The organism is Candidatus Pelagibacter sp. PS_44 (assembly GCF_059417735.1).
Genome location: NZ_CM182063.1, coordinates 292,965 through 316,373, shown reverse-complemented (window position 1 = coordinate 316,373; position 23,409 = coordinate 292,965). Strand labels below are relative to the sequence as shown.

Genomic DNA, 23,409 nt, shown 5'->3' with positions numbered 1-23,409 from the left:
ATGTCTGTTTATTTAAGTTCTCAAAAAGTTATCAAGGATTGGATTGATTATAACGATCATATGAATGTTTCATATTATCTTTTAATGTTTGATAAATATGGTGCTGATACTCTAAATAATATTTTTAAAATGGGTGAATACTCTGCAAAGACAACTAAGAAAAGTACAATGATTGTAGAGTCTCATATAACTTACAATCAAGAACTCCAACTAAATGATGAGGTTGATATTAATTGTGTTTTTTTTGATCATGATAAAAAAAGACTTCAATATAAAATGGAAATGATACATAAAGAAAAAAAATTCCTAGCCTCAACAATTGAAATTCTAGCTTTATATGTAGATCTTAATGAAAGAAAAGTTGCTGAATTTGAGGAAGAAAAAGTAAAGATTATGAATGACTTTATTAGTAAAAATAAATCTGAATTTAAAGATAAAGACTTAAAATTTTCATCTAAATTAAAAAAATGAAAATCAAATTAGAATTATTTGGAGCTAGTAGAGATTTTAGTGATAAAGATCACTTAGAATTAGATATTAAAGATAAAGCTTCAATAGATGATTTAAGGAATGAAATTATCAAATATATAGACAAAAATTTTCAAGGTAACGAAGACTTCATTAAAGTTGTAAAATCTTCTGCTTTTTGTTCTGAAAATAATGAAATAATTAGCGACAATTATAAAATCACAAAAAATCAAAAGATTGGTATTATACCACCTATCGGAGGAGGCTAATGCTTCATACAAAAATAGTAGATTATAAAAAAGATAAAATACTAACTTCAAACGCTGAAAAATTTATTAAAGATTCTAAATTTGGAGCTTCAATTTATTTTTTAGGTACTGTGAGAAATATCAATGACAATAAAACAGTCACTGGAATTACTTACGACAGTCATGATGAAATGGTGATCAAAAGCTTTGAAGAAATTTATAATGAAGCAGATCAAAAATTAGATATTAAGGATAAGGCTGTGTTTATTGAACATGCAAAAGGTCATCTAAAATTAGGTGAAATAAGTATTATTATCGCAGTTGCTTGCAAACATCGTGATCAAGCTTATGTACTCTCAAGATATATAATTGAAGAAATTAAAAAAAGATCTCCAATTTGGAAAAAAGAACATTATGAAAATAAAGAAAGTGAATGGTTAAAAGGAAATCCTATTGCTAATGAAAAAGTTTAGATATTCAGAGATAACTCCAGAAAAAATTTATAACAAAAGAAGATCTTTTATAAAGTCTATGGGCTATGGTTTGAGTGCACTTACCTTTAGTTCAGTTCCACTAATTAATGCTAAAGCAAATAATTTAAATGAGCCAACTAGTTATAAAGATATAATTACATATAACAATTTCTATGAATTTGGTACTGGCAAAGGTGATCCCCATAGACGAGCAAAAAATTTTACTACAAGACCCTGGACTGTTAAAATTGAAGGTGAAGTTGAAAAGTCAATTGAACTTCCAATTGAGGAAATTCTAGATATCAAATCTGAAGAGAGAATCCTAAAACTTCGATGTGTTGAAGGTTGGTCTATGGTAATTCCTTGGTTGGGCTTTTCATTAAGTGAGCTACTTAACAAAGTTCAGATTAAATCAACTGCAAAGTTTGTAGAATTTGAAACAGTTTATAATCCAGAAGAGATGGTTGGACAGAGATATCCTGTTTTAAACTGGCCTTACATTGAAGGTTTGAGATTAGATGAAGCAATGCATCCTCTAACAACTGTTGTAACTGGTTTGTACGGCAAGTCACTACCAAATCAAAATGGTGCACCTTTAAGAATATTTATTCCGTGGAAGTATGGTTTTAAGAGTGCTAAATCCATTGTTAAAATCAGGTTAACGAAAAATATGCCTAATACTGCTTGGAAAAATGCTTCACCAAGAGAATATGGTTTTTACTCAAATGTAAATCCAGAAGTTGGTCATCCACGATGGTCTCAAGCAACTGAAAGAGTAATTGGGGAAAGCATATTAGCTCCAAGAATAAAAACTTTAATGTTCAATGGTTATGGAGATGAGGTTGCTCATCTTTATAGTGGTATGGACCTTAAAAAAAATTATTAGATAAATTGAAAAATTATTTCAAGCCCGCTGTTTTCTTACTATCACTTTGGCCAATTTATATAATCACCTATCAATTAATATATAATAAATTAGGTCCTGAGCCTGTTGATAGGATTGTAAATCATTTTGGAGAATGGACTTTAATCTTTGTACTTTTAACTCTTTCAATGACACCTCTTAAGAAAATCACAAATTCCTTAGAGTGGATAAAATTTAGAAGGATGCTGGGTTTGTTTGCATTTTTTTATGCTTCGGTTCATATGCTTAGTTATGTTGGTCTAGATTATAGGTTTGATTTTGAACCATTAATTGATGATGTTTTGAAAAAAAAATTTATTTTTATAGGATTTTCTGCTTGGTTATTACTAATTCCTTTAGCGATAACTTCATCAGATAAAATGGTTAGAATTTTAAAAAAAAATTGGAAAAAACTACATAGATTAGTTTATGTAATTTCAATTTTTGGAGTTTTGCACTTTATTTGGTTATCAAAAACAATATTTTTTAAACCTTTAATATTTTTAATTATCTTAATTATTCTCCTTTTATTCAGAATAAATTTAAAGAAATTTAATTTATCGTAGTATCTTCGGGAATACAGATCTCAGATCTAGTTAAAAATCTTCTACCAGTGCCATTATCTAGAGAAAACATTCCACCCATACCTTTGACACAATCAATTATCAAATCTGTATTTTTCCAAGCTTCATGTTGAGTTTCACTAATATAAAAAGGAATGCCGCCTATTTTACCTATCATTAAATCATCTTGTCCTACTTGATATTCTTTAGATGGATAACACATTGGAGCACTACCATCACAACATCCGCCTGATTGATGGAATAGCAATTCTTTACCGTGATTTTTTTTTAAATCTTCAATAAGCTTTAAAGCAGAAGGTGTCGCTGTAACTTTCATATTTATATGGCCCGTAATTTAATACGGGCCATTATAATATATCTGTTAAAAGAAGCCTAATTTTTTCTCACTGTAAGACACGTGTAAATTTTTCACCTGTCTGTAGTGATTAAGCATCATTTTGTGGGTTTCTCTACCAATACCAGATTGTTTGTAACCACCAAAAGCAGCATGAGCCGGATAAGCATGGTAACAATTAGTCCAAACTCTTCCTGCCTGGATTCCTCTTCCCATTCTATAGGCTATGTTACCATTTCTAGTCCATACACCAGCACCTAACCCATAAAGAGTATCGTTAGCAATTTCTAATGCTTCCGCTTCATCTTTAAATTTAGTAACTGAAACTACTGGTCCAAAAATTTCTTCTTGAAAAACTCTCATAGAGTTTTTTCCTTCAAAGATAGTTGGTTCAATGTAGTTACCTTTTTCAAGACCACTATTTACTTTCGCAACATTTCCACCACATAGAACTTTGGCACCTTCTTTCTTACCTAAATCTAAATAAGATTTTATTTTTTCCATTTGTTCTACCGATGCTTGTGCACCAATCATAGTTTCCATCTGCAAAGGATTTCCTTGTTTAACAGCTTTAGTTCTAGCTACAGCTTTTTCCATAAATTTATCATAGATAGACTCTTGAACTAGCGCTCTACTAGGGCAAGTACAAACCTCACCTTGGTTAAGAGTAAACATTGCAAATCCTTCCATACACTTATCAAAGAAATCATCATCATGATCCATGACATCTTCAAAGAAAACATTTGGAGATTTTCCACCTAATTCTAAAGTTATTGGAATTAAGTTTTGTGATGCATATTGCATAATTAAACGTCCAGTTGTTGTCTCACCAGTAAAAGCAATTTTTCTAATTCTTTTAGATGAAGCTAATGGTTTACCGGCCTCAAGACCAAAGCCACTTACAACGTTAACAACTCCTGGAGGTAATAAGTCTCCAATAAGTTCCATTAAAAGTAAGATAGACGCTGGTGTTTGTTCAGCTGGTTTTAGAACTACACAGTTACCTGCAGCAAGTGCTGGTGCAAGTTTCCATGTTGCCATTAACAATGGAAAGTTCCATGGTATAATCTGACCAACTACACCAAGAGGTTCAGGTATATGATAAGAATATTCACTATTACTTATCTCAGCGACCGAACCTTCTTCTGCTCTTATTACTCCAGCAAAATATCTCCAGTGATCAACAACTAATGGTAAATCTGCTGCCATACATTCTCTAATTGGCTTTCCATTATCTAAACACTCAGCAGTAGCTAATAGTTCTAGATTTTTTTCAATTACATCTGCTATTTTAAGCAGCATGTTTGATCTTTCAGTTATTGAAGTAACTCCCCATGTAGGAAATGCAGCGTGTGCAGCATCTAAAGCAGCATCAACATCTTTAGCATCAGATCTTGGAACAGAGCAAATAACTTCATTATTAATTGGGCTTACGTTATCAAAATATTTACCTGATTTTGGTTTAACGAATTTACCCCCTATAAAATTTCCATATTGCTCTTTAAAAGGAAATTTAACTTTAAGGTGAGATGTATCCAGTAAAGGAGACTTCCCAGCTTTGATTGTTTCTGTACTCATCTTTTTTACCTTTCTTGTTTTTTTATTTTTTAGCTTAATATTTATTCTAGATTTTTTAGAACTCTTCTTAGTCGCAGACTTTTTGGTCACAACTTTTTTATTTTTTTTTATTTTTCTAGATTTATTGACCAACTTAGATTTTTTCTTTTTGGCCTTAGTTTTTTTCTTTTTGGCTTTTTTTCTCTTTTTAGTTGCCATAATTAATTTAACCAAAGAAACTGCGTAGGATCTACTTTTATAAAAATTTTATTTCTACCAATGATTGAATTAAACCTACATCTTGTGCTTAATTGAAATGTGTCTAATATTTTAATTATGACTGAAAATAAAAAACAAGAATTACAATCAGCTACTTTTGAGAGACTACTTAAACATTTAAATGAGAGAAAAGATGTTCAAAATATAGATATTATGAACCTTGCTGGTTTTTGTAGAAACTGTTTATCAAAATGGTATCGAGAAGAAGCTGAGAAAAGAGGTGTTGAAATTTCAGACCTAGATGCACGTGAGCATGTGTATGGTATGCCTTATTTTGAGTGGAAAGAAAAATATCAAAAATAACTATTATTTAATTTAAATTATTTTTATTAAATCTTCATATTCAATAATATTCATAAGTTCTTTATGCTTATAAAAATAATCTTCAAAATTAAGTTTAGAAAAATTTTGAATATCTATTTTTAAAGGGTTTTTATTTTTTCTATTAAAAATTACACCTATTCCAAAATCAGCGTAACAAGTGTAAGTATCAATATTTTTTTTTATTCGACATTCTACTATTGCCTTCCAAACATCACCATTCCATGTTATTTGACATCTAGGCACAGCTTGTTCAAAGTAATTATTTGGCAAACAGTCATGAAGTAAAATTATTCCATTTGTGTTTAGTGCTTTAAGTGAGTTTTCAATATCTCTTTTAACCTGTGAATAATAATGAAGTCCATCTATAAAAATACAATCAAATTTTTCTTTATTATCTTTAAAAAACTCATCACTAGTTTTTCTAATTGTTCCACCAGAAACAGGGTCTACTCCTACTTTTTTATCACATTTAATATTTTTAAATAATTCATCATGAAAGGTTCCTATTTCTAAATAAGATTTATATTTTTTTGTTTCAATTATTTTTTGTACAACAGTTAGCCTGTTCGGTTTATCTGAAAAATCAAAACCAATATTGCCTAGTTTTTTATCTCTAAAATACTTTTCAATAAAATAATTTAATTTTAAAATATTTCTACTTCCTTGTAAGCGTATATATTTCTTTTTTATAAAATTTTTTATGTTCATTAGATTGTTTTATATATTACTTCTCTTTTAGCCTTGGAAACAGCTCTACAAAATTACAAGGTTTATGATTTACATCTAACTGGTGTTTTAAAATTCCATCCCAGGCATCCGTGACCCCACCTGAAGATCCTGGTAAAGCAAACACATACTTACCGTTAGCCAGTACAGCACAAGCTCTAGATTGAATGGCAGATGTACCAACTGTTTTTAAACTTATCGTTCTAAACACCTCTCCAAAACCTGGAATATGTTTGTCAGCTATTTCGTTTATTGCCTCTGGTGTAATATCTCGACCCGTAAGTCCAGTGCCACCTGTTGTAATTACAACGTCTATTTCAGATTGATTAATCCAATCTTTAAGGATTTTAATAATGTCTTCTTTATTATCTTTACAAATTTTTCTATCTACTAATTTATGTTTAGCCTCCTCTATTTTTTTTACTAAGATCGCACCTGACTTATCATTCTCAAAAGTTCTGGTGTCCGTAACAGTTAAAAGTGCTATATTTACAATCATAAATTTAAAATAATTATTGTGATCATATTATCATTTTTATTTCTTCTAACAGCAACTTTATACTCTAGTGTTGGATTTGGTGGTGGCTCTACCTATCTAGCTCTTCTGTTGATTTGGGATGTTCCTTACTTAATCTTTCCTGTAATTGCTCTTTTTTGTAATATCATTGTCGTGTCAGGAAATTGTATTAACTATATTAAAGCTGGAAATATCAATCTTAAGATCCTTGCCCCATTTTTAATATCATCTGTCCCACTTGCATTCATAGGTGGCTCTTTATCAATAAATAAAGAAATTTTTGAAATTTTACTTTTTGTAGTCTTAACACTAGCAGGAGCTTTACTTCTTGTGAAATTTAAATCTTTTGATCAAAAGATTGAAGTTTATAAAGAGATGCCAAAAATGTTATCATTATTAATAGGCGCATCTATTGGATTTGTGTCTGGTGTAGTTGGAATTGGTGGTGGAATTTTCTTAAGCCCCATATTGTTATTGATTAGAGCAGATAAAGTAAAAAATATTGCAACTGCCGCATCATTATTCATACTGATTAATTCTCTATCAGGTCTTGCTGGTCAATCTACAAAGTCATCAATAATAAATGGGCTTTATGATTATTGGCCATTATTTTTGTTTGTTTTAATAGGCGGTCAACTAGGAAACTATTTAAATCTTAAAATTTTTCCTGCAAGAATGTTGGCTCTAGTGACATCAGCACTTGTCATATTTGTCGCTATTCGAATAGGATTGAAGTTGTTTGCATAACGAAAGTATTAAATTATTATAGATAGAATATGAAAACATTTAGAGCTTTTGGACCAACTATAGGAAAAACAAAGTTATCCAAAAAAATTATTAGTATATTAAATAATCACGTTGATAAGACTCAATCATCTATAAAAAATGATTATAGTTCTAAACTAGCAAGTCAAATTAAGAGTGAAATCAAGATACCTAAAACAATAGTTAATAAAAATTTGTCTAAAGAAATAATAAAAAATATCAAAGTTTATCTTGATAAGTCAGAAGTTAAAAAAATTAAAGAAATTAAGATAATTAACCTATGGGTAGTAAGACAATTAAAAAATGAGTATAACCCCATTCATTATCATGGAGGACAATTATCAGGGGTTGGCTATCTTAAAATCCCAAAAGATATGAATCAAAATAAATTTCTTAAGAATAAAAAGATTAAAACTAATGGAACTATTGATTTTATCAATGGTCAAAAAAATTTTTTAAGTAAAAGCATCTACAATTTAAACCCTAAATTAGGGGATTTATTAATTTTTCCTAATTATTTAATGCACACAGCTTACCCATTTAATGTTGATGGTGAGAGAAGATCCTTCTCATTTAATGCTAAAATATTATTTAAGAAGTGATTTACTAATTAGTCTATTAGATATATAAATACATTAACCGATTTGATCCATATTGCAGGTACTAACTGCTAAAAAGGAAATCATTAGATAATTGGTAAAGGTAGTTGGACTATATTGTGCACCTGGCATAAAGCTAAAGCACTAAAAAAGTAAGGAGTAAAAATGGATATTAATTTTTTTAAAACAACACGAATTCTAGATGGTGGTATGGGGCAAGAATTATTAGCTCGTGGTATGAAACCTAATGGAACATTGTGGAGTGCTAATGCATTGCTTAAAGAAGAATATCATCAGCTATTATTAGATACTCATTTAGATTTTATTAAAGCTGGAGCTGAAGTTATTGTTACCACAACTTTTACAACTAGAAGAGTTAGGTTACGTGATAATAAAGTTGAGGATAAATTTGAATACCTAAATAAAAAAGCTGGGGAGATAGCTCAAAAAGCTAAAAAACAATTTCCACATATTTTTATAGCCGGGGGTCTTCCACCTCAATATTTAACTTACGAAGAAGATACGAGAGCAAATGAAGAAATTAAACAAAATTTTTATGATCAAGCAAAATTACTTGATCCATATGTTGACTTTTTTTATTTAGATGTTTTATCAAGTGTTAAAGAATTCAGACTAGCAATTGAAGCAATCCAGGATTTCAAAAAACCTTATCTGATGGGCGCACACATATCTGAGGGTGTTAATCTTCCAAGTGGTGAAAAAATATCTGATATTATAAATAATATTGACCACAAAAATTTACTTGGGGTAATCTTGTCTTGTATTTCACCTGAAAATTTTTCTAAAAATTTGGAAGAGGTTAGAAATTTGGGTATTCCTTTTGGATTTAAGTTTAATGCATTTGAAACAACCAAGCCCAAAAATGGATATACTAATCATTATAATAAAAGTAAAACAGGAAATCCAAATGAGTTTTTAGGTCAAAGAAAAGATTTAACACCTCAATTTATGGCTAAATTTGTTAAAAAATTTAAAGATGATGGTGCTACTATTTTAGGTGGATGTTGTGAAACAAGGCCATCTCATATTAAAGCAATGAGTGAAATTAGATAGCTAATCGTTATCTGTTAATCCAGCACCAGCTCCACTTTGTTTTAATGATTCATTTTCTTCAACAAATGTTTCCTCTGAAAGTTTATAAAGTTCATTCCATTCTTCAATATTAAAGGAATCTCTATTTTCGATAACTTTAAAATAAATATTGTCAGCAATCTCAATAATTTCATTTTTTGCATAATTTGAATAAATATTATTATTAAAATTTAATAGAAACTCTTTATCATCAATCTTTAAGAAAATTCTTTTTCCAATTACTGCTGTAGCTCGACTTATAAATGGTAGAAAAAGTAAAGGATAGAGTACCTTTTTAAAGTTTATCTGGTTTAATTTTTCTAAAGTTTTGATTTGATCTAAAACATTTACTCCAGAAATTATTGGACAATATCCGTCTCTATTTGCTATGTTGTCTTGATTAATCATACTAATCATATCAAGACTTAATTTTTTTTTTTCTTAAAAAAACTATTAAGATTTTTAATTCCAGGCAGATTGAAAATCTCGAGCAATCTTATATTCTTTGCAACTTCTTCTGCAATGCCCCAGGAATAACCGGCAGCTCTACTTGCTCTTTTTGAAACAGTTTCAATTTCACTTAAAGACTTCATCTTCTTTAATTATAAACCCAATACTCGTCATAGTTTTTTAATTGTTCTGGTAAGGGTGCGCCTTGAAACATGCATATTCTTAACCATTTATCAGAGCGTGGATCAAATTTTAAAGCCCCAAAAAATGACAATTTTAATCTCAACATATCAATTGGTATAATTGTTTTACCAATTGTATTATCCTGTATTTCTGAATAAGGAAATTTTTCAACTATAAATACTCTTCTAATAACATGTCTCAATTCGTTATTGGTTGATAAAAATTTAGCAATAGTCCAATTATTATTAGTTTCTAATAATACTTCATATAATCGTTTAATATCTCGAGCGATTGCAAGAGGCTGCTCTAATTCTGCACCCATTTCATCAAATCTATTTGCTAATCTTGGCTCCTCTTTATTTTTTGATATAAACCAAAAATTTAAATTATTTTCATCTTTAGAGAAATCTATATCTAAAATATCTGGATATTTATTTTCTATAATTTTTCTTAATTCTTCTACAGTTCTATCAGTTGGAATATTAAAGTAATTTTCTTCCTCTGAGCTCATTCCTTTAATAAGTGATGAGACAATATCATCATATGGCTCCATCATCATTGAAACAACATACTCAATACATTCCTCACAATATTTCTTTTCTAAATTTGAGTACAATTCATTAAAAGCATACTCTTGGTCAAAATCAAAATTTTGATCTAAAAACAAAATAAGTCTATTTAAATCTTCAAGTAAAGACTTAATCTTATTTATTTGATACTCACTCTCAGTATTCCACGAAGTAATATTTTTTATTGATTTTTTTAAACATTCTAAAAAAATATTCTGATCTTTTTTTGATACTTTTTTTATTTCTCTTATTTTTTTTAGAGCAATTTCTCTTGCTGATATCCAATTATTTAAAAGTGTTGGATGATTAACAATAAATGGGGCCATGCCAAGCCCAGTTGAATTTCCAATGCCTAAACTTTTACAAATATTTTCATCAAGCTTTACGGCTTTTTTTGGATTTTTAGTTTTTGCAACATGATTGACTTGATCAAAAGTAAATTGTCGAACTAAATAAACCAACATCATTTCCAGTCTAAAAGGTCCATATATTTCTTCTCTATCTTTAATTCTAAATCTATCTGCTAACCCAAACTTACCTGAACCATAAACTGCTGTAGTTCTATATAAATATCCAACACTATTTAGTAAATTTTTATCAGGTTGTTTGCCCTCACTTAAATTTTCAACAACATGATTAAAAACTCTAACTGATTTATTGGCTCTGGATAGTGTTAATTCTTTAAAAGAAAGCCTTCCAAATTCTTGCTTTGGCACTTCATTTCTTAAACGTTCAATATCTTGTTTTGTAGGAACACCATCATGAAGCGTGAAGGCTGCGTCCCACTTTGTAGCAATTACTCTGTCTGATCTTTCGCTTTCGTCTAATTCATTAGCAAAGCAGATTAGGGAATACACTCTATTTTTTTTCTTAAATGAATAAACTGCCGTTCCATACCCTTTCTCATTTAATTCAAATAAATCTCTTTTATAATCCCAGTCTTTAAACTCATTTAAAAAACTTCTTAAAAATGAAAGTTTAGATTGGTGAAATGATCCAAGTCTAGATAATTTCATTACTACATTGGGGTCTCTTAACTCAACATTCATTAATTCATACCTTTGTAAAAATTATACCAATTATTTCCTAGAATTCCGTTTACTTCATTTTCTGAAAAGCCAACTTTTTTAAGGCCAGCTTCTATATTTTTAAAACCTCTTGCATCTAAAAACCATTTTGGTTGCTCAGGAAAACCTGGTTTATTTTTAGAGCCTTCTCCATAATTTCTACTTTTTGTCCAGGTACCATTTCTCATCCACTCAACAACAGTGTCTGGTTGATTCAAACAAAGATCAGAGCCAATTCCAATATATTCTGCTCCCATTATTTCAGCAGTTTTTGCTGCCATTTCACAAAAACAATCTAGCGTACAATTTTTGCCATTTTTTAAATGATGTGAATAAAGAGACAGTCCTAACATTCCTTTATTTTCAGATAAAATTTTTAAAAGTTCATTAGATTTATTTCTTTTTGCTGGGTGCCAGAATGATGGATTGGCGTGAGTGATTGCAATTGGTTTTTCACTTATTTTAATTGCATCAATTGTACTCTTTTCCGCAGAATGAGACATGTCAATTACAAATCCCAGTCTGTTCATTTCTTTAATTACTTCTCTTCCAAAATTTGTAACTCCACTATCTGTATTTTCATAACAGCCTGTGGCTAGTAACGATTGATTATTATAAGTTAATTGCATAAATCTGCAGCCAAGATTATATACCTTTTCAACTAAGCCAATATCGTCTTCTATAGGAGAGCAATTTTGAAAACCAAAAAATATTGCAGTTTTATTTTCTAATTTTGCTTTTTCAATATCTTTAAAATCTTTACCATGAAATATAAGGTCTGAATTTTTTGTAAAATGATCTTCCCATTGTTTAACCACTGTTTTTAACTCATTAAAATCTTCATGATAAACAATAGTTACGTGTATCGCATCAAGACCTGCTTCCCTATTAATTTGAAAAACTTCTCTAGACCAATTGCAGTATTGCAAGTTATCAATTTTGAAATTCATAATGATTTTATTTGTTATAAAGAATATCAATAAGTTGAATAAATTCTATTAATTTTATTGAAATATTTAACTTAATTTGAAATAACAATTTAAGTTAAGATGGAATTAGATTAAATGAGCAAAAATAATAAAAAAAAAGTATCAATTGTAATGGGTAGTCAATCTGACTTTAAAACCATGATATTTTGTGAAAAAGCCCTAAAAAAATTAAATATAAAATATGAAACTAAAATCATATCAGCTCATCGAACACCAGATCGAATGTATCAATATGCTAAAGATGCAGAAAAAAATAATATAGGGGTTATTATAGCTGGTGCTGGTGGTTCAGCTCATTTACCGGGAATGATTTCTGCACTTACATCAATACCAGTTTTGGGAGTTCCAATTGAAAGTAAAAAACTTAAAGGACTAGATAGTCTTTTATCAATAGCTCAAATGCCAAAAGGTATACCAGTAGGTACTTTAGCAATTGGTGAGGATGGTGCAATTAATGCTGCGTTATTAGCGGCATCTATAATTGGAATAAATGATCTTGGTGTAAAAGAAAAATTAGATCAATGGCGCTCAAGTCAAAGTAAAGCTGTTAAAAAAAAACCTAAATAATTTACATATGTTTAAACCAACTCTTGGAATAATAGGCGGAGGTCAATTAGGTAGCATGCTAGCAGTTGCAGCAAAAAAATTAGAAATTAAAACTGTAATTTTTTGCGATGATGTAGACGCTCCTGCCCAACAATTTGCAAATGATTTTATTCATGGGGAATATAATGATCAAAATAAGATTAAAGAATTCATTAGCAAAGTTGATGTTATTACTTATGAATTTGAAAATATTCCTTATGAGACACTAAAAGAAATCAATAAGATAAAACCTGTTTTGCCAAAACCTTCAGTTAATAGAATAATTCAACATAGATTAGCAGAAAAAGATTTCATTAATAATTTGAATATTAGAACTACAAGATACGTTTCAATTGAAAAAAAATCTGAAATAGAGTCTGTTGAGGATCTTTTGCCTGGAATTCTTAAAACTGTAACTTTGGGGTATGATGGCAAAGGCCAACATCCAATTCAAAATTTAGAAGCTTTAAATTCTCTGAATATTGATTATTCAAAAGGTTATGTTTTAGAAAAATTAGTCAAACTCAAAAAAGAAATTTCAATTATTATTACAAGGTTTGATGTTCGAAAATATGAAATATATGAACCTATTGAAAATGTACATGAAGATCAAATTTTAAGAAGCTCTAAAATACCAGCAGAGATTAATAAAAAAATATTAGAGCAATCAAAATTATGGGCAACACAAATTGCTGAAGAACTAAAATATGTGGGAACTTTGTGTGTTGAGTTTTTCATAGACAGAAATGAAAATTTATATGTAAATGAAATAGCGCCACGAGTGCATAACTCTGGCCATTTAACTATTAATGCCTATAATATTAGTCAGTTTGAAAACCATATAAGAGCTGTTTGTAAATTAGATCAACTGCCTATTAAAAAAATCTCTGATGCCCAAATGTTAAATATAATTGGAAATCAAATAATCAATTATAGAGACAAGAAATATGCTGAAAATGAATTTTTCTTTGACTATTTAAAAAAAGAAATTAAAGAAAAAAGAAAAATGGGCCACTTAACAACTTTAATTAGTTAAAAAATTTTCATGTTAAAATCAATTGAAGGTAACTTTGATCATCCAGATGTTAATTCACTTTTAGTTAAGCATTTTATAGAACTGAGATCCGTATCACCAGAGGGAAGCGCTCATGTACTCGATATCGCAGGATTAAAAAATCCTACTATAAAATTTTGGAGCTTATGGGAAGATGAGGTATTAATGGGTTGTGGAGCTCTTAAATTTTTAGATAAAGAGCATGGTGAGTTTAAATCTATCAGAGTTAATGATAAATTTAGAGGCAAAGGTAATGGCATAAAGGTTATCAATCACCTAATTTTTGAGGCTAAAAAGTTAAATATTAAGAAATTAAGCCTGGAAACTGGATCGGGTGTTTTCTTTAAAAATGCTAGAAAACTTTTTACCCAATCTGGATTTAAAGTTACTGGACCCTTCTCGCACTACAAAGAAGACGTTAATTCAGTTTATATGAGCATGCTAATAAACAACTAATAAAGTTTAAATTAGATAAATATTCTATTTTTTGTTGACAAAACCTCAATAAATATAAACAAAGCGATATTACTTAATTATAAGTAATAAAAAGTAACATAACAAAAAGTAAGAAGATAAATATGAGTCTACAAGGAAAAGTAAAATGGTTCAATCCAACTAAAGGTTTTGGTTTTATTGAAAGAGAAGATAAAGAAAAAGATGTATTCGTTCACGTTTCAGCTGTAAGAGATGCTGGTATGAATGGTTTAGATGAAGGTCAAGCTTTGACTTTCGATGTTGAAGATGGTCCAAAAGGTCCTTCTGCAGTAAATTTAAAAACTGCATAATTTTCACACTTTTTATTGGCTGCAATTTTTTAATTAAATTAATTTTTTAATTATTTAGCTAAATATTTCAGCCAATACCAATCAGTTTTTTTTAAGAAAATTACTTACTATTGAATTAAATTCATCTGGCTTCTCTAAATGAACATTGTGAGAGCAGCCATCAACTATTCTAAGATCGCTATTTATAATATTTTCTTTTAAAGTTTCTACTTGATTGTAATTATAGGCTTTGTCTTGATCTCCCCAAATTATCAAAGTTTCATTCTTAATATTTTTTAAATTTTCAATACCACTCCAATTTTTCATAGCAACAAGAGCATTGTCCGCCGCCTCTAAAGAAGTTTGTTTACCCGCTTCTTCACATAAATAAAAATATTTAGATTTATCCTCTTCAATGAACCATGTTTTTGCAATTCTATAAGCTGTGTTATCCAGTCCATTAATTTTTAGTTTGTCTCTAGAAACATCTATGGTTTCAAATCTGCCAGGTATATTTCCTCTTGGTCCTGTACCATAACAAATTAATTTTAATATTTTTTCACCTGCTAACTTTGCCATTTCTTGCACAATCATGCCACCCATTGAGTGACCTAATAAATAAAAACGTTCTATTTTCTTTTTTTCTAAACTTGTCAATATAGATTTAGCCATACCTTCAATTGAATTATATGAGTTAACTTTATTACTTTTTCCAAAACCAGGTAATGCTGGTGCCAAAACTCTAAAATTCTTTTTAAAAAAGTCAGTTTGTAAAGTCCACATCTCAGAAGATCCTAAAAAACCATGCACTAACACTAATGGAGTGCCACTTCCCACATCTTCAATAAATATATCTTGCATATTTATATTTTATTAATAATCATCAGATATAACAATTTAATAATAAGTAACTAACAAGCATGACAAATAGAAAAATAACTGACCTTTATAATGTTGAATTCACTCCATTTGATAATTATGGGGTAGTTGTGCCTGGAATGAGTTGGCATAAAATAAGTTATAATAAAGAAAATGGTGGTAATGGAACTTATCTTTTAAAGATGGAGCCAAATACAAAAAGTTTGCCCCATGTTCATACAGGTTTTGAGGAGTTTTTGATGTTAGAAGGTGAATTAACTGATCCAGATAATAAGGTTTTTAAAAAAGGTGATTTTGTTACTTACGAACCAGGCTCAACACATTCGTCTTATACTAAAGATGGTTGCTTAATTTTAGTTTTTATGAGAGGTATCAATAAACCTCTTTAGGAAATATTAAATAAATTTAATAAAAAATATATATTTATGATTGGAATTTTAGGTGGAATGGGAACTCAAGCAGGGCTTGATTTTTGCAATAAACTTGCAATGTTAAATAGAGGAAAAAGTGATCAAGAATACCCTCTATTCATGCTTTATAACAAGTCAAATATTCCTGGAAGACCAGAATCTATAGGTGTTCAAACTAAATTATTATCTACAATTCCAAGGAATTCCAAAAATACAAAAAAATACAATAGCGTTTTAAAAAGTTTGTTAGAGGGTTGTAAATCATTAGAAAAAAGTGGGTGCAAATTTATTGTGATACCCTGTAATACTGCACACTATTGGTATGAAGATTTAAAGAAAAAAATCAAGATACCCGTCATTAACATGCCTAAAGAAGTTTTTACACAAACAAAAAAAAGTTGTAAGAAAAATTCTAAAATTGGACTTCTTGCAACAGAAGGAACTTTAAAAACAGAGATTTATGATAAAATTTTTAAAAAAGATTTTGTATTAATCAAACCTTCAAATAATTTACAAGCAAGTTCAGTAAATAAAACTATCAAACATGTAAAAATGGGGAATATAAAATTGGCAGAAAAAACTATCAAGCCTGCAATTAAATATTTAATTAAACAAAAGTGTAAAAAAATAATACTTGGTTGTACTGAGATACCTATAGCAATTTTTGCTTATAAATCTCTACAAAATGCTAAAGTTTCAAAATTGTATCTTGATCCTAATTTAATATTAGCTAACTCTTGTATGGCAAAATATAAAAAATAGATAATGAGCGCAAAAGTCAAAAAGCCATATGTTATATATATGGCTGAAATTATTTACTCCTATGTTTCCATCGAAAAAAACAAATATCCAGAGATCGATGTAAAACAAGCTATTAATAAATTCATGGAAACTAATGAATTTGCAAAATTAAGTACTGGCGCATTACATGATGAATGGTTTAGTGAACTAAAGAAAAATGAATATTTGGACAAAGATACTGGAAAAAAAATACCAGATGAAACCATCAAACTTTTAAAAATTCAAAAAGATATGACTGTTAAAAATTTAATTAAAATTCCTAAACTTTATGAGACTGAAAATAATACTCTCATTGATGCATCTAATAGAGCAAACCAATTCTTATGGCGTATGTGTGAAAGTTATGAACTTTGGTGCAAAGAAACTGGACAATCAGAGCAACTTTTATTGGGTATTACTGATTAGCTAAATTAATAATTTTACTTGTTTTTTCTATTCTATTTTTTACTAATGTAAAAAACTCATCGTAGTTTTGCTCTTCATCAATTTTTGATTTTTTTCTATCTGTAAAACTTTTTATATTTTCAGTAGGAGATTTTCCTGTAATTTTTGTTATTGCTTGGTTCGATCCATATGAAAGACCAGCTTGATAGATACTACCTGTACCAGCCAATGTATAAGCTGGTCCCAATAAAGCTGTACCTTGTACACAGCCATTAAGAAAAAATAGCAAAAATAATCCAGCAAATATTTTTTTTAGACTCATCATTCTCCATATCAATCCTAAGTATTTAAAAGCACAACTCAAGAGAGAAAGTGTTCATTTTGCATATTAATCTCTAATATTGCTATAAAATATGGCCTATAACCTTGATATGGTTAAAATTTTTCCATTCATTTTTATTATTTTGTGGTCCTCAGCATTTGTGACAACAAAACCAATAATAGATAACAGTGATCCTTTTGCTGCATTAGCCTTTAGATTTTTTGTGGTAGCATTTGGTTTCTATATTTATTCAATTTACACAAAACAAAAAATTTTAACTAACTCGAAAAACCTTCTGCAGTCACTTTTGAGTGGAGTGCTTTTTCATGGTGTTTATTTAGGGGGTGTTTTTTATTCAGTTTCAATTGGAATGCCCACAGGTATTGCTGCATTAATTGTAACCTTGCAGCCAATTTTAACTAATGCTTTAGCAGGAAAATTTTTAGGTGAAAAAGTTACTTTTATGCAATGGATTGGCGTGATCCTTGGATTTATTGGTGCTGCTTTAGTTTTAGGTTTTGATATTGGATCAAGCCTTCCTGTTTTTGGAGTGGTAGCATCTTTTGTTGCTCTTCTGGCGATTACAACATCTACTTTATGGCAAAAAAAAATAAGCAACAATTTACCTTTGTCTGTCAGCAACATGTATCAAGCAATAGGTGGCTGTTCTTTTCACATAATAATTATTTTAATTTTTAGTGAACCTTATATTAATTTTACATCCACATTCTTAATAGCAATGAGTCACCAAATATTTCTTGTATCTTTTGGAGCATTTACAATCTTAATGTTTTTAATTAAAAATAACTCAGCAAGTAAAACTGTTTCTATATTTTTTTTAATACCGCCAACTACAGCAATAATGGCCTGGTTATTTTTAAATGAAAAATTAAATAATCTAGATTTAATTGGTTTTGCTGTGGTAACTCTTGGTGTTTATATAGCAACAAGAAAGCAATAAATTTTTAAACTCCTTTATAGCCAAACTCTAAGCAAGCATCAGTAATTGAATGGTAAAAGGATTCTCCAAAACTTCTTAATGTGAACATTCTAACTTTATCTGGATTATCATCTAACATATCAATTGTAACCGACATTCCGTTATAAATTGAATTTAAACATGTATCTTTTTTTAATTCATTAAAATTAAAAGGACATCCCTTTTTTAAAATCTCTTTTGTATTGTTTCCCTCTATTTGAATTATTGCTCTGCTATGAGATGTATCTGTTATAGCAAAATCTGTTACTGGTAATTTTTCATTAATTTCTTTTATAATTTCTTTTTTTGAAGAAACTAAAAGCCAGTTATTTGGGCCATTCCATAAAATTCTTGTATTAGTGTTACAGCTTATATTTAGAGCTTCGTTTTTTAAGTTCAGATTATCTAACCTAATATTTTCAATAGCTATTGCAGAACTACTATATTTAAAAATTTGAATAATTAGAAAATCAGTTAATTCACTTACTTTTAACAACTCATTATCATTTTTTCCTTCATGATCACCAAATAAACCTTTGTTATGAATATTTTTTAAAGCAGAAATTGAGCTCATGACCTTACCCTTTCACCCTTTGGATCTACATAATGTGATGAAACAATCTCAACCGGTATTGTTTTATTTTTTAAAGGTGACATTGCAAATAGTTTTTGTCCTATCATATTTTTTCCATCCTTGAGAATTGCTAAGGAAAACGGATTATCATATTCAACACTCCAACAAGATGCTGAAATATATCCTAATTTAGGATTTGGGATTGGAGCCATTGCGTCTTTAACTAAATGAGATCCTTCAGGGATACTTGTTTTCTTATCAATTGGAACAACTCCCACTACCTTTTGTCTATCTTTTGCTGTAAATGCCTCCCTATCTAAAGAGCGTTTTCCTATAAAATCTTTCTTTTTACTGACCAGTCCTTCTAAAGAGTTGTCATAAGGAATAGTTCTTCCATCAAGTTCTGATCCTGCAATGTGTCCCATTTCAATTCTTAATGTTGATAATGCTTCAGTTCCATAGGGTTGAATTTTAAATTCTTGTCCTATTTCCATTATTTTCTCCCACATAAAGTTTCCATTATCAGATTCTACATTAACTTCATAAGCAAGCTCTCCTGAAAATGAAATTCTAAAAATTCGTGCATGAACTCCAAATAAATTAGCTTCTAAATACCCCATAAAAGGTAACCCTTCATTTGAAGCATCAATATTTGGAAATAGTTTTTGCAATAAATCTCTAGATTTTGGTCCAGCGATTGCTGCTCCAGCCCATTGCTCTGTAGTTGAAACTACATTTACATTTAGTTCTGGCCATACAAGTTGTAGATAATATTCAAGATGAGATAAAACATTTGCTGCTTGTGCTGTTGTTGTTGTCATATGATAATGGTTTTCAGAAATCCTCGTTGTTGTTCCATCATCCATAACAATTCCATCTTCTCTTAACATTACACCGTATCTAGCTTTACCAACGGGCAGTTTTAACCAAGCATTAGTATAAACTCGATTTAGTAGTTCTGCTGCATCAGGTCCTTTAATGTCAATTTTACCTAAAGTAGTTACATCGCAAACTCCTACATTTGTTCTAACATTTTTAGCTTCTCTTTTTGAACCTTCAAATAAAGTTTCTTCTCCAATTTTGTAATATCTTGGTCTCAACCAAACGCCCGCATCTACAAACACTGCATTATTTTTTTCATGCCAAGTGTGCATCGGTGATTTTCTTGTTGGTTTAGAATGTTTGCCAATTTCTCTTCCAACAATTGCACCAATAGTAACTGGTGTATATGGAGGTCTAAAAGTTGTATGACCTACTTCTGGCACTATTTTATTTTCGATGTTTGAAACTAGTTGCAAACCGTTGAGGTTACTTGTTTTTCCTTGGTCTGTAGCCATTCCTAGTGTCGTGTATCTCTTTACATGTTCTATTGATCGATAACCTTCTTTAAGTGCAATTTCTACATCGGACACTGCTACATCGTTTTGAAAATCTAAAAATCTTTTATATGTTTTGTCTTTAGGCAAAGGTACACACCAAAATTTATCATGTGTAGTTGATTTTTTCTCCATAACTGTTGGAGTTGATGTTTTGTTTTCATTTTTAGTAATTTTTTTTGAAAGTTCATATCCACTTTCAAATGATTTTTTTAAAGTTTCTTCTAATGTGAAAGTTCCATTTGCAGCACCCAAGGTTGTTTCATTTTGTTTTGATAGTCCTGGCACGAATGCATCTATCTCTTTATTAAAAGTTGTTTTATTTCCTGATTGGGAAGCTAAGTGTATTGTTGGAGTCCAAAAGCCTGAAACACAAATACAATCACAATTAATATTTTCTAAAGCTCCTAATTTTTTTTTATCATCTGAAATTTTAGCAACCTCAGCAGATTTAACTTTTTTATATCCTTTGGCTGCAACAACTACGTAAGAAAATTTAATTTGAATATTTAATTTTTTTGCTTCATCTATAATTTCAGATTTTAGTTCTTTTCTCGTGTCTAAAACAACTGGATCAACTCCATTTTTTTTAAATTCTATAGCTGTTTCATATCCGCTATCATTATTAGTAAAAATTAATGGTTTTTTACCTACTAAAACCCCGTAGACTTTTAAATATTCTTTTGCAGCTGAAGACAACATCACACCTGGTGTATCATTGTTTCCAAATACTAATGGTCTTTCAATTGATCCAGATGAAATTACAACTTCTTTAGCTCTGATATACCATAATCTTTGTTTAGGATTATATTTTTTGGTTTTAGGCAAATGATCACTTAATTTTTCAGACATCACGAGCATATTGTGGTCATAATAACCAAATACTTGAGATCTATTTTTAACAATAACATTGGGCATTTCTTTAAGTTCTGAAATTATATTATCTGCCCACTCTTTTCCTGATTGATTACCAATATTAACTTCACTAGTTAACAATGATCCACCAAACCTTGGTTTATCCTCTGCTAATATAACTCTGGCACCATTTTTAGCTGCAGCATATGCACTTGCTAAACCAGAAGGTCCTGAACCTGCAACTAGTAAATCACAGTACTCATATTTATGTTCGTATCTCTCTTTATCATGTTTAATTGATGCTACCCCAAGTCCTGCTGCTTTTCTTATAAAAGGTTCATAAACTTTGTACCAAAAGCTTTTTGGCCACATAAAAGTTTTGTAATAAAATCCTGCTGGTAAAAATATTTTTAAAAAATTATTTATAGCACCAATATCAAAATTTACACTTGGCCAGCAATTGACACTATTAGCTTCTAAGCCTTCAAACAACTCTTGTTCTGTAGCTTTTACATTAGGTTCAGTTTCATTATTTCTATAGAGCTGGACAACTGCATAAGGCTCATCCACTCCCGCTCCAAAAAAGCCTCTGGGTCTATGATACTTAAAGCTTCTTCCTATTAAATGAACTCCATTAGCTAATAGGGCTGAAGCCAGCGTATCCCCTTCGTAACCAAAGTATTTTTTACCATTAAATTTAAAAGAAATCTTTTTGTCTCTATTTATTAAACCAATATCATTTAATCTATAATCCTGCTTCATACTAAAGTTCTTCATTTGCTTTAACTGTTTTGAATATTTCATGAGTTGCAGTGTCTCTTTCTACTTTAATCCACTGTCTACATCCTGATATATGTTGCCATAACTCTTTGTGTTTTCCTCTTAAGCTTTTTCTATTATAGACAAAATTATTCCAATCTTGGTCTGAAACTTCCTTATTAAGCTCTGGTCTTTTAACAGTTGCATCTCCACCATATGAAAATTCATTTTGAGATCTCATCCCACAGTGAGGACATTTAATATGGAGCATTTATGAAATCCATGTTTTAGTTCCAAGTCCTTTTTCATCTAGTAAGTGACCTGTGTTAAATCTATTCAAACTATACCCAGCATTTAATTTGTGAACTCTATCTTGTGCAATTGTATGTGCGAATGTCCATCCTGATGCAGGTGTTGCTTTAAACCCACCATAACACCATCCACAATTTAAATACAATCCTTCAATATGAGTTTTATCTATTATAGGTGAACCATCCATAGACATATCCATTATCCCACCCCAAGTTCTGAGCATTTTTAGTTTGCTAAGAAACGGCATCATTGCAATTCCTTCGGTTAAAACATGTTGTAGAGTTGGAAGGTTACCTCTTTGTGCATAACTATTATAACCATCTAAATCTCCTCCCATTACCATCTCACCTTTGTCTGACTGACTTATGTAAAAATGACCAGCACCAAAAGTTACAACTCTATCTAAAACAGGCTTAACTGGTTCTGAAACACAAGCTTGTAAAAGATGTGTTTCAACTGGCAATGTCATATTTAATTTCTCTGCTAAAATATTTGTACTGCCTGCAACACAAAGTCCAATTTTTTTAACTTTAATATCTCCACGTGAAGTTCTAACTCCCTGGATTTTTCCACTCACAACATCAAAACCTGTTACTTCACAATTTTGAATTATATCTACACCCATAGAATCTGCTTGTCGTGCATATCCCCAAGCTACCGCATCATGACGAGCAGTACCTGCACTTGGTTGCATCAATCCACCGAATATAGGAAACCTTACATTGTCTGAAAAGTCAGCCATTGGAATAATTTCTTTCACTTCTTCTCTATTTAATAAAACTGCGTCGATACCATTTAATCGCATTGAGTTTCCTCTTCTTGCAAAAACATTCATCTGGGCATCTGAGTGAGCAAGGTTAATAATTCCTCTTGGGGAAAACATTACATTGTAATTTAAATCCTGGCTCATCTTTCTCCACAAATCCATTCCAAATTCACTAAATAAAGCGTTATCATCATGCATGTAGTTTGATCTAATGATTGTGGTATTTCTTCCAACATTTCCTCCTCCTATCCATCCTTTTTCAATAATGGCGACATTCGTAATATTGTGCTCTTTTGCTAAATAATAAGCGGTTGCTAGACCGTGTCCGCCTCCACCAATTATGACAACATCATACTCTTTTTTAGGAGTAGGATCTTTCCAGGCTAAATCCCAATTTTGATGACCAGAAAAAGCATTTTTGATCAAATTAAATATAGAATATTTTTGCATTAAATAATTTT

31 protein-coding genes and 1 riboswitch are annotated in these 23,409 nt (G+C 30.0%); of the genes, 17 read left to right on the top strand and 14 right to left on the bottom strand.

From position 1 onward, the window contains the following. From AC5SLO_RS01685 to msrQ, 5 genes are read left to right on the top strand one after another with little or no spacing between them, the layout of a single operon-like run. Nucleotides 1–471 (top strand): thioesterase family protein, encoded by a 471-nt coding sequence (locus AC5SLO_RS01685; RefSeq protein ID WP_494573479.1) that lies wholly within the window; start codon nucleotides 1–3, stop codon nucleotides 469–471. Continuing rightward, nucleotides 468–737 (top strand): MoaD/ThiS family protein, encoded by a 270-nt coding sequence (locus AC5SLO_RS01680; RefSeq protein WP_494573478.1) that lies wholly within the window; start codon nucleotides 468–470, stop codon nucleotides 735–737. Before AC5SLO_RS01685 ends, AC5SLO_RS01680 begins: the two co-directional genes overlap by 4 nt. Beyond that, nucleotides 737–1,189, top strand: a complete 453-nt coding sequence (locus tag AC5SLO_RS01675; RefSeq protein WP_494573477.1) for a molybdopterin synthase catalytic subunit — start codon at nucleotides 737–739, stop codon at nucleotides 1,187–1,189. The genes AC5SLO_RS01680 and AC5SLO_RS01675 overlap by 1 nt, the downstream gene beginning before the upstream one ends. After that, nucleotides 1,176–2,075 carry a protein-methionine-sulfoxide reductase catalytic subunit MsrP gene (gene msrP, locus AC5SLO_RS01670; RefSeq protein WP_494573476.1) on the top strand — a complete coding sequence of 300 codons (900 nt, stop codon included), beginning with the start codon at nucleotides 1,176–1,178 and terminating at the stop codon, nucleotides 2,073–2,075. The genes AC5SLO_RS01675 and msrP overlap by 14 nt, the downstream gene beginning before the upstream one ends. Before the next feature lie 5 nt (nucleotides 2,076–2,080). Next, a complete protein-coding gene (gene msrQ / locus AC5SLO_RS01665) occupies nucleotides 2,081–2,659 on the top strand; it encodes a protein-methionine-sulfoxide reductase heme-binding subunit MsrQ (protein ID WP_494573475.1) in 579 nt (192 codons plus the stop codon). Here msrQ and AC5SLO_RS01660 read toward each other — a convergent pair. Beyond that, nucleotides 2,646–2,993: a DUF779 domain-containing protein gene (locus AC5SLO_RS01660; RefSeq protein WP_494573474.1), complete on the bottom strand. Its 348-nt coding sequence runs from the start codon at nucleotides 2,991–2,993 to the stop codon at nucleotides 2,646–2,648. The two genes, msrQ and AC5SLO_RS01660, sit on opposite strands and share 14 nt — an antisense overlap. Nucleotides 2,994–3,038: 45 nt before the next feature. After that, on the bottom strand, nucleotides 3,039–4,589 hold the full coding sequence (locus tag AC5SLO_RS01655) for an aldehyde dehydrogenase family protein (RefSeq protein ID WP_494573773.1): 1,551 nt from the start codon (nucleotides 4,587–4,589) through the stop codon (nucleotides 3,039–3,041). A 315-nt stretch (nucleotides 4,590–4,904) separates the two neighbouring features. On the opposite strand from AC5SLO_RS01655, the gene AC5SLO_RS01650 reads away from it, so the two are divergent. Beyond that, complete coding sequence (locus tag AC5SLO_RS01650; RefSeq protein WP_494573473.1) at nucleotides 4,905–5,150, top strand: DUF1244 domain-containing protein; 246 nt, start codon at nucleotides 4,905–4,907, stop codon at nucleotides 5,148–5,150. Nucleotides 5,151–5,162: 12 nt separating this feature from the next. On the opposite strand, the gene AC5SLO_RS01645 is transcribed toward AC5SLO_RS01650, so the two are convergent. Together AC5SLO_RS01645 and moaB are read right to left on the bottom strand one after the other, a co-directional pair. After that, nucleotides 5,163–5,879: a class I SAM-dependent methyltransferase gene (locus tag AC5SLO_RS01645; RefSeq protein ID WP_494573472.1), complete on the bottom strand. Its 717-nt coding sequence runs from the start codon at nucleotides 5,877–5,879 to the stop codon at nucleotides 5,163–5,165. Nucleotides 5,880–5,895: 16 nt separating this feature from the next. Further along, the gene (moaB, locus tag AC5SLO_RS01640) at nucleotides 5,896–6,396 is read right to left on the bottom strand and encodes a molybdenum cofactor biosynthesis protein B (protein WP_494573471.1); all 501 of its coding nucleotides are present in this window, start codon (nucleotides 6,394–6,396) and stop codon (nucleotides 5,896–5,898) included. Nucleotides 6,397–6,414: 18 nt separating this feature from the next. Here moaB and AC5SLO_RS01635 point away from each other — a divergent pair, with 18 nt between their 5' ends. The 3 genes from AC5SLO_RS01635 (at nucleotide 6,415) to AC5SLO_RS01625 (ending at nucleotide 8,852) form a co-directional block, all read left to right on the top strand. Then, on the top strand, nucleotides 6,415–7,161 hold the full coding sequence (locus tag AC5SLO_RS01635) for a sulfite exporter TauE/SafE family protein (protein ID WP_494573470.1): 747 nt from the start codon (nucleotides 6,415–6,417) through the stop codon (nucleotides 7,159–7,161). 29 nt (nucleotides 7,162–7,190) lie between these two features. Beyond that, nucleotides 7,191–7,781: a 2OG-Fe(II) oxygenase family protein gene (locus AC5SLO_RS01630; RefSeq protein ID WP_494573469.1), complete on the top strand. Its 591-nt coding sequence runs from the start codon at nucleotides 7,191–7,193 to the stop codon at nucleotides 7,779–7,781. An 89-nt stretch (nucleotides 7,782–7,870) separates the two neighbouring features. Next, nucleotides 7,871–7,934, top strand: a riboswitch (SAM riboswitch). Between the two features lie 9 nt (nucleotides 7,935–7,943). Then, nucleotides 7,944–8,852 carry a homocysteine S-methyltransferase family protein gene (locus AC5SLO_RS01625; protein ID WP_494573468.1) on the top strand — a complete coding sequence of 303 codons (909 nt, stop codon included), beginning with the start codon at nucleotides 7,944–7,946 and terminating at the stop codon, nucleotides 8,850–8,852. Here the strand turns inward: AC5SLO_RS01625 and AC5SLO_RS01620 are convergent, their stop codons facing one another. From AC5SLO_RS01620 to AC5SLO_RS01605, 4 genes are read right to left on the bottom strand one after another with little or no spacing between them, the layout of a single operon-like run. Continuing rightward, the gene (locus AC5SLO_RS01620; protein WP_494573467.1) at nucleotides 8,853–9,287 is read right to left on the bottom strand and encodes a DUF3726 domain-containing protein; all 435 of its coding nucleotides are present in this window, start codon (nucleotides 9,285–9,287) and stop codon (nucleotides 8,853–8,855) included. Nucleotides 9,288–9,295: 8 nt separating this feature from the next. Then, entirely contained in the window at nucleotides 9,296–9,463 is a 168-nt protein-coding gene (locus tag AC5SLO_RS01615; RefSeq protein ID WP_494573466.1) for a DUF3726 domain-containing protein, read from the bottom strand. Between the two features lie 5 nt (nucleotides 9,464–9,468). After that, a complete protein-coding gene (locus tag AC5SLO_RS01610; RefSeq protein WP_494573465.1) occupies nucleotides 9,469–11,121 on the bottom strand; it encodes a hypothetical protein in 1,653 nt (550 codons plus the stop codon). Next, nucleotides 11,121–12,089 (bottom strand): membrane dipeptidase, encoded by a 969-nt coding sequence (locus AC5SLO_RS01605; RefSeq protein ID WP_494573464.1) that lies wholly within the window; start codon nucleotides 12,087–12,089, stop codon nucleotides 11,121–11,123. Before AC5SLO_RS01605 ends, AC5SLO_RS01610 begins: the two co-directional genes overlap by 1 nt. Nucleotides 12,090–12,203: 114 nt before the next feature. Here AC5SLO_RS01605 and purE point away from each other — a divergent pair, with 114 nt between their 5' ends. The 4 genes from purE to AC5SLO_RS01585 all read left to right on the top strand — a co-directional run bounded on the left by purE (nucleotide 12,204) and on the right by AC5SLO_RS01585 (nucleotide 14,552). Beyond that, nucleotides 12,204–12,695: a 5-(carboxyamino)imidazole ribonucleotide mutase gene (gene purE, locus AC5SLO_RS01600; RefSeq protein WP_494573463.1), complete on the top strand. Its 492-nt coding sequence runs from the start codon at nucleotides 12,204–12,206 to the stop codon at nucleotides 12,693–12,695. A gap of 7 nt (nucleotides 12,696–12,702) precedes the next feature. Further along, a complete protein-coding gene (locus AC5SLO_RS01595; RefSeq protein ID WP_494573462.1) occupies nucleotides 12,703–13,749 on the top strand; it encodes a 5-(carboxyamino)imidazole ribonucleotide synthase in 1,047 nt (348 codons plus the stop codon). Between the two features lie 9 nt (nucleotides 13,750–13,758). Further along, nucleotides 13,759–14,223, top strand: coding sequence for a GNAT family N-acetyltransferase (locus tag AC5SLO_RS01590; RefSeq protein WP_494573461.1), 465 nt, complete (start codon nucleotides 13,759–13,761; stop codon nucleotides 14,221–14,223). Between the two features lie 122 nt (nucleotides 14,224–14,345). Further along, on the top strand, nucleotides 14,346–14,552 hold the full coding sequence (locus tag AC5SLO_RS01585; protein ID WP_008545539.1) for a cold-shock protein: 207 nt from the start codon (nucleotides 14,346–14,348) through the stop codon (nucleotides 14,550–14,552). 81 nt (nucleotides 14,553–14,633) lie between these two features. Here AC5SLO_RS01585 and AC5SLO_RS01580 read toward each other — a convergent pair whose 3' ends face one another. Then, nucleotides 14,634–15,392 (bottom strand): alpha/beta fold hydrolase, encoded by a 759-nt coding sequence (locus AC5SLO_RS01580; RefSeq protein ID WP_494573460.1) that lies wholly within the window; start codon nucleotides 15,390–15,392, stop codon nucleotides 14,634–14,636. A 59-nt stretch (nucleotides 15,393–15,451) separates the two neighbouring features. Between AC5SLO_RS01580 and AC5SLO_RS01575 the strand changes: the two genes are divergently transcribed. From AC5SLO_RS01575 to AC5SLO_RS01565, 3 genes are read left to right on the top strand one after another with little or no spacing between them, the layout of a single operon-like run. Continuing rightward, on the top strand, nucleotides 15,452–15,799 hold the full coding sequence (locus AC5SLO_RS01575) for a cupin domain-containing protein (protein WP_494573459.1): 348 nt from the start codon (nucleotides 15,452–15,454) through the stop codon (nucleotides 15,797–15,799). A gap of 36 nt (nucleotides 15,800–15,835) precedes the next feature. Beyond that, nucleotides 15,836–16,582 carry an aspartate/glutamate racemase family protein gene (locus AC5SLO_RS01570; RefSeq protein ID WP_494573458.1) on the top strand — a complete coding sequence of 249 codons (747 nt, stop codon included), beginning with the start codon at nucleotides 15,836–15,838 and terminating at the stop codon, nucleotides 16,580–16,582. Between the two features lie 3 nt (nucleotides 16,583–16,585). Beyond that, nucleotides 16,586–17,026, top strand: coding sequence for a hypothetical protein (locus AC5SLO_RS01565; RefSeq protein WP_494573457.1), 441 nt, complete (start codon nucleotides 16,586–16,588; stop codon nucleotides 17,024–17,026). Here AC5SLO_RS01565 and AC5SLO_RS01560 read toward each other — a convergent pair. Next, nucleotides 17,016–17,330, bottom strand: coding sequence for a hypothetical protein (locus AC5SLO_RS01560; protein WP_494573456.1), 315 nt, complete (start codon nucleotides 17,328–17,330; stop codon nucleotides 17,016–17,018). The two genes, AC5SLO_RS01565 and AC5SLO_RS01560, sit on opposite strands and share 11 nt — an antisense overlap. 106 nt (nucleotides 17,331–17,436) lie before the next feature. Here AC5SLO_RS01560 and AC5SLO_RS01555 point away from each other — a divergent pair, with 106 nt between their 5' ends. Next, nucleotides 17,437–18,288, top strand: coding sequence for a DMT family transporter (locus AC5SLO_RS01555; protein WP_494573455.1), 852 nt, complete (start codon nucleotides 17,437–17,439; stop codon nucleotides 18,286–18,288). A 4-nt stretch (nucleotides 18,289–18,292) separates the two neighbouring features. Here AC5SLO_RS01555 and AC5SLO_RS01550 read toward each other — a convergent pair whose 3' ends face one another. The 4 genes from AC5SLO_RS01550 to AC5SLO_RS01535 are packed head-to-tail and all read right to left on the bottom strand — an operon-like array spanning nucleotide 18,293 to nucleotide 23,398. Next, nucleotides 18,293–18,880, bottom strand: coding sequence for a sarcosine oxidase (locus AC5SLO_RS01550; protein WP_494573454.1), 588 nt, complete (start codon nucleotides 18,878–18,880; stop codon nucleotides 18,293–18,295). Next, nucleotides 18,877–21,873 carry a sarcosine oxidase subunit alpha family protein gene (locus tag AC5SLO_RS01545; RefSeq protein WP_494573772.1) on the bottom strand — a complete coding sequence of 999 codons (2,997 nt, stop codon included), beginning with the start codon at nucleotides 21,871–21,873 and terminating at the stop codon, nucleotides 18,877–18,879. The genes AC5SLO_RS01550 and AC5SLO_RS01545 overlap by 4 nt, the downstream gene beginning before the upstream one ends. Nucleotide 21,874: 1 nt before the next feature. Then, on the bottom strand, nucleotides 21,875–22,141 hold the full coding sequence (locus tag AC5SLO_RS01540) for a sarcosine oxidase subunit delta (RefSeq protein ID WP_494573453.1): 267 nt from the start codon (nucleotides 22,139–22,141) through the stop codon (nucleotides 21,875–21,877). Beyond that, on the bottom strand, nucleotides 22,142–23,398 hold the full coding sequence (locus tag AC5SLO_RS01535; RefSeq protein WP_494573452.1) for a sarcosine oxidase subunit beta family protein: 1,257 nt from the start codon (nucleotides 23,396–23,398) through the stop codon (nucleotides 22,142–22,144). It abuts the gene before it with no gap. Nucleotides 23,399–23,409 lie beyond the last annotated feature (11 nt).

What these genes read in the sequence shown, in the direction of transcription:
- AC5SLO_RS01685 (WP_494573479.1), top strand. Translation starts at nt 1, where the DNA reads ATGTCTGTTTATTTAAGTTCTCAAAAAGTTATCAAGGATTGGATTGAT.
- AC5SLO_RS01680 (WP_494573478.1), top strand. Translation starts at nt 468, where the DNA reads ATGAAAATCAAATTAGAATTATTTGGAGCTAGTAGAGATTTTAGTGAT.
- AC5SLO_RS01675 (WP_494573477.1), top strand. Translation starts at nt 737, where the DNA reads ATGCTTCATACAAAAATAGTAGATTATAAAAAAGATAAAATACTAACT.
- msrP (WP_494573476.1), top strand. Translation starts at nt 1,176, where the DNA reads ATGAAAAAGTTTAGATATTCAGAGATAACTCCAGAAAAAATTTATAAC.
- AC5SLO_RS01660 (WP_494573474.1), bottom strand. Translation starts at nt 2,993, where the DNA reads ATGAAAGTTACAGCGACACCTTCTGCTTTAAAGCTTATTGAAGATTTA.
- AC5SLO_RS01655 (WP_494573773.1), bottom strand. Translation starts at nt 4,589, where the DNA reads ATGAGTACAGAAACAATCAAAGCTGGGAAGTCTCCTTTACTGGATACA.
- AC5SLO_RS01650 (WP_494573473.1), top strand. Translation starts at nt 4,905, where the DNA reads ATGACTGAAAATAAAAAACAAGAATTACAATCAGCTACTTTTGAGAGA.
- AC5SLO_RS01645 (WP_494573472.1), bottom strand. Translation starts at nt 5,879, where the DNA reads ATGAACATAAAAAATTTTATAAAAAAGAAATATATACGCTTACAAGGA.
- moaB (WP_494573471.1), bottom strand. Translation starts at nt 6,396, where the DNA reads ATGATTGTAAATATAGCACTTTTAACTGTTACGGACACCAGAACTTTT.
- AC5SLO_RS01630 (WP_494573469.1), top strand. Translation starts at nt 7,191, where the DNA reads ATGAAAACATTTAGAGCTTTTGGACCAACTATAGGAAAAACAAAGTTA.
- AC5SLO_RS01625 (WP_494573468.1), top strand. Translation starts at nt 7,944, where the DNA reads ATGGATATTAATTTTTTTAAAACAACACGAATTCTAGATGGTGGTATG.
- AC5SLO_RS01620 (WP_494573467.1), bottom strand. Translation starts at nt 9,287, where the DNA reads ATGATTAGTATGATTAATCAAGACAACATAGCAAATAGAGACGGATAT.
- AC5SLO_RS01615 (WP_494573466.1), bottom strand. Translation starts at nt 9,463, where the DNA reads ATGAAGTCTTTAAGTGAAATTGAAACTGTTTCAAAAAGAGCAAGTAGA.
- AC5SLO_RS01610 (WP_494573465.1), bottom strand. Translation starts at nt 11,121, where the DNA reads ATGAATGTTGAGTTAAGAGACCCCAATGTAGTAATGAAATTATCTAGA.
- AC5SLO_RS01605 (WP_494573464.1), bottom strand. Translation starts at nt 12,089, where the DNA reads ATGAATTTCAAAATTGATAACTTGCAATACTGCAATTGGTCTAGAGAA.
- purE (WP_494573463.1), top strand. Translation starts at nt 12,204, where the DNA reads ATGAGCAAAAATAATAAAAAAAAAGTATCAATTGTAATGGGTAGTCAA.
- AC5SLO_RS01595 (WP_494573462.1), top strand. Translation starts at nt 12,703, where the DNA reads ATGTTTAAACCAACTCTTGGAATAATAGGCGGAGGTCAATTAGGTAGC.
- AC5SLO_RS01590 (WP_494573461.1), top strand. Translation starts at nt 13,759, where the DNA reads ATGTTAAAATCAATTGAAGGTAACTTTGATCATCCAGATGTTAATTCA.
- AC5SLO_RS01585 (WP_008545539.1), top strand. Translation starts at nt 14,346, where the DNA reads ATGAGTCTACAAGGAAAAGTAAAATGGTTCAATCCAACTAAAGGTTTT.
- AC5SLO_RS01580 (WP_494573460.1), bottom strand. Translation starts at nt 15,392, where the DNA reads ATGCAAGATATATTTATTGAAGATGTGGGAAGTGGCACTCCATTAGTG.
- AC5SLO_RS01575 (WP_494573459.1), top strand. Translation starts at nt 15,452, where the DNA reads ATGACAAATAGAAAAATAACTGACCTTTATAATGTTGAATTCACTCCA.
- AC5SLO_RS01570 (WP_494573458.1), top strand. Translation starts at nt 15,836, where the DNA reads ATGATTGGAATTTTAGGTGGAATGGGAACTCAAGCAGGGCTTGATTTT.
- AC5SLO_RS01565 (WP_494573457.1), top strand. Translation starts at nt 16,586, where the DNA reads ATGAGCGCAAAAGTCAAAAAGCCATATGTTATATATATGGCTGAAATT.
- AC5SLO_RS01560 (WP_494573456.1), bottom strand. Translation starts at nt 17,330, where the DNA reads ATGATGAGTCTAAAAAAAATATTTGCTGGATTATTTTTGCTATTTTTT.
- AC5SLO_RS01555 (WP_494573455.1), top strand. Translation starts at nt 17,437, where the DNA reads ATGGTTAAAATTTTTCCATTCATTTTTATTATTTTGTGGTCCTCAGCA.
- AC5SLO_RS01550 (WP_494573454.1), bottom strand. Translation starts at nt 18,880, where the DNA reads ATGAGCTCAATTTCTGCTTTAAAAAATATTCATAACAAAGGTTTATTT.
- AC5SLO_RS01545 (WP_494573772.1), bottom strand. Translation starts at nt 21,873, where the DNA reads ATGAAGCAGGATTATAGATTAAATGATATTGGTTTAATAAATAGAGAC.
- AC5SLO_RS01540 (WP_494573453.1), bottom strand. Translation starts at nt 22,141, where the DNA reads ATGCTCCATATTAAATGTCCTCACTGTGGGATGAGATCTCAAAATGAA.
- AC5SLO_RS01535 (WP_494573452.1), bottom strand. Translation starts at nt 23,398, where the DNA reads ATGCAAAAATATTCTATATTTAATTTGATCAAAAATGCTTTTTCTGGT.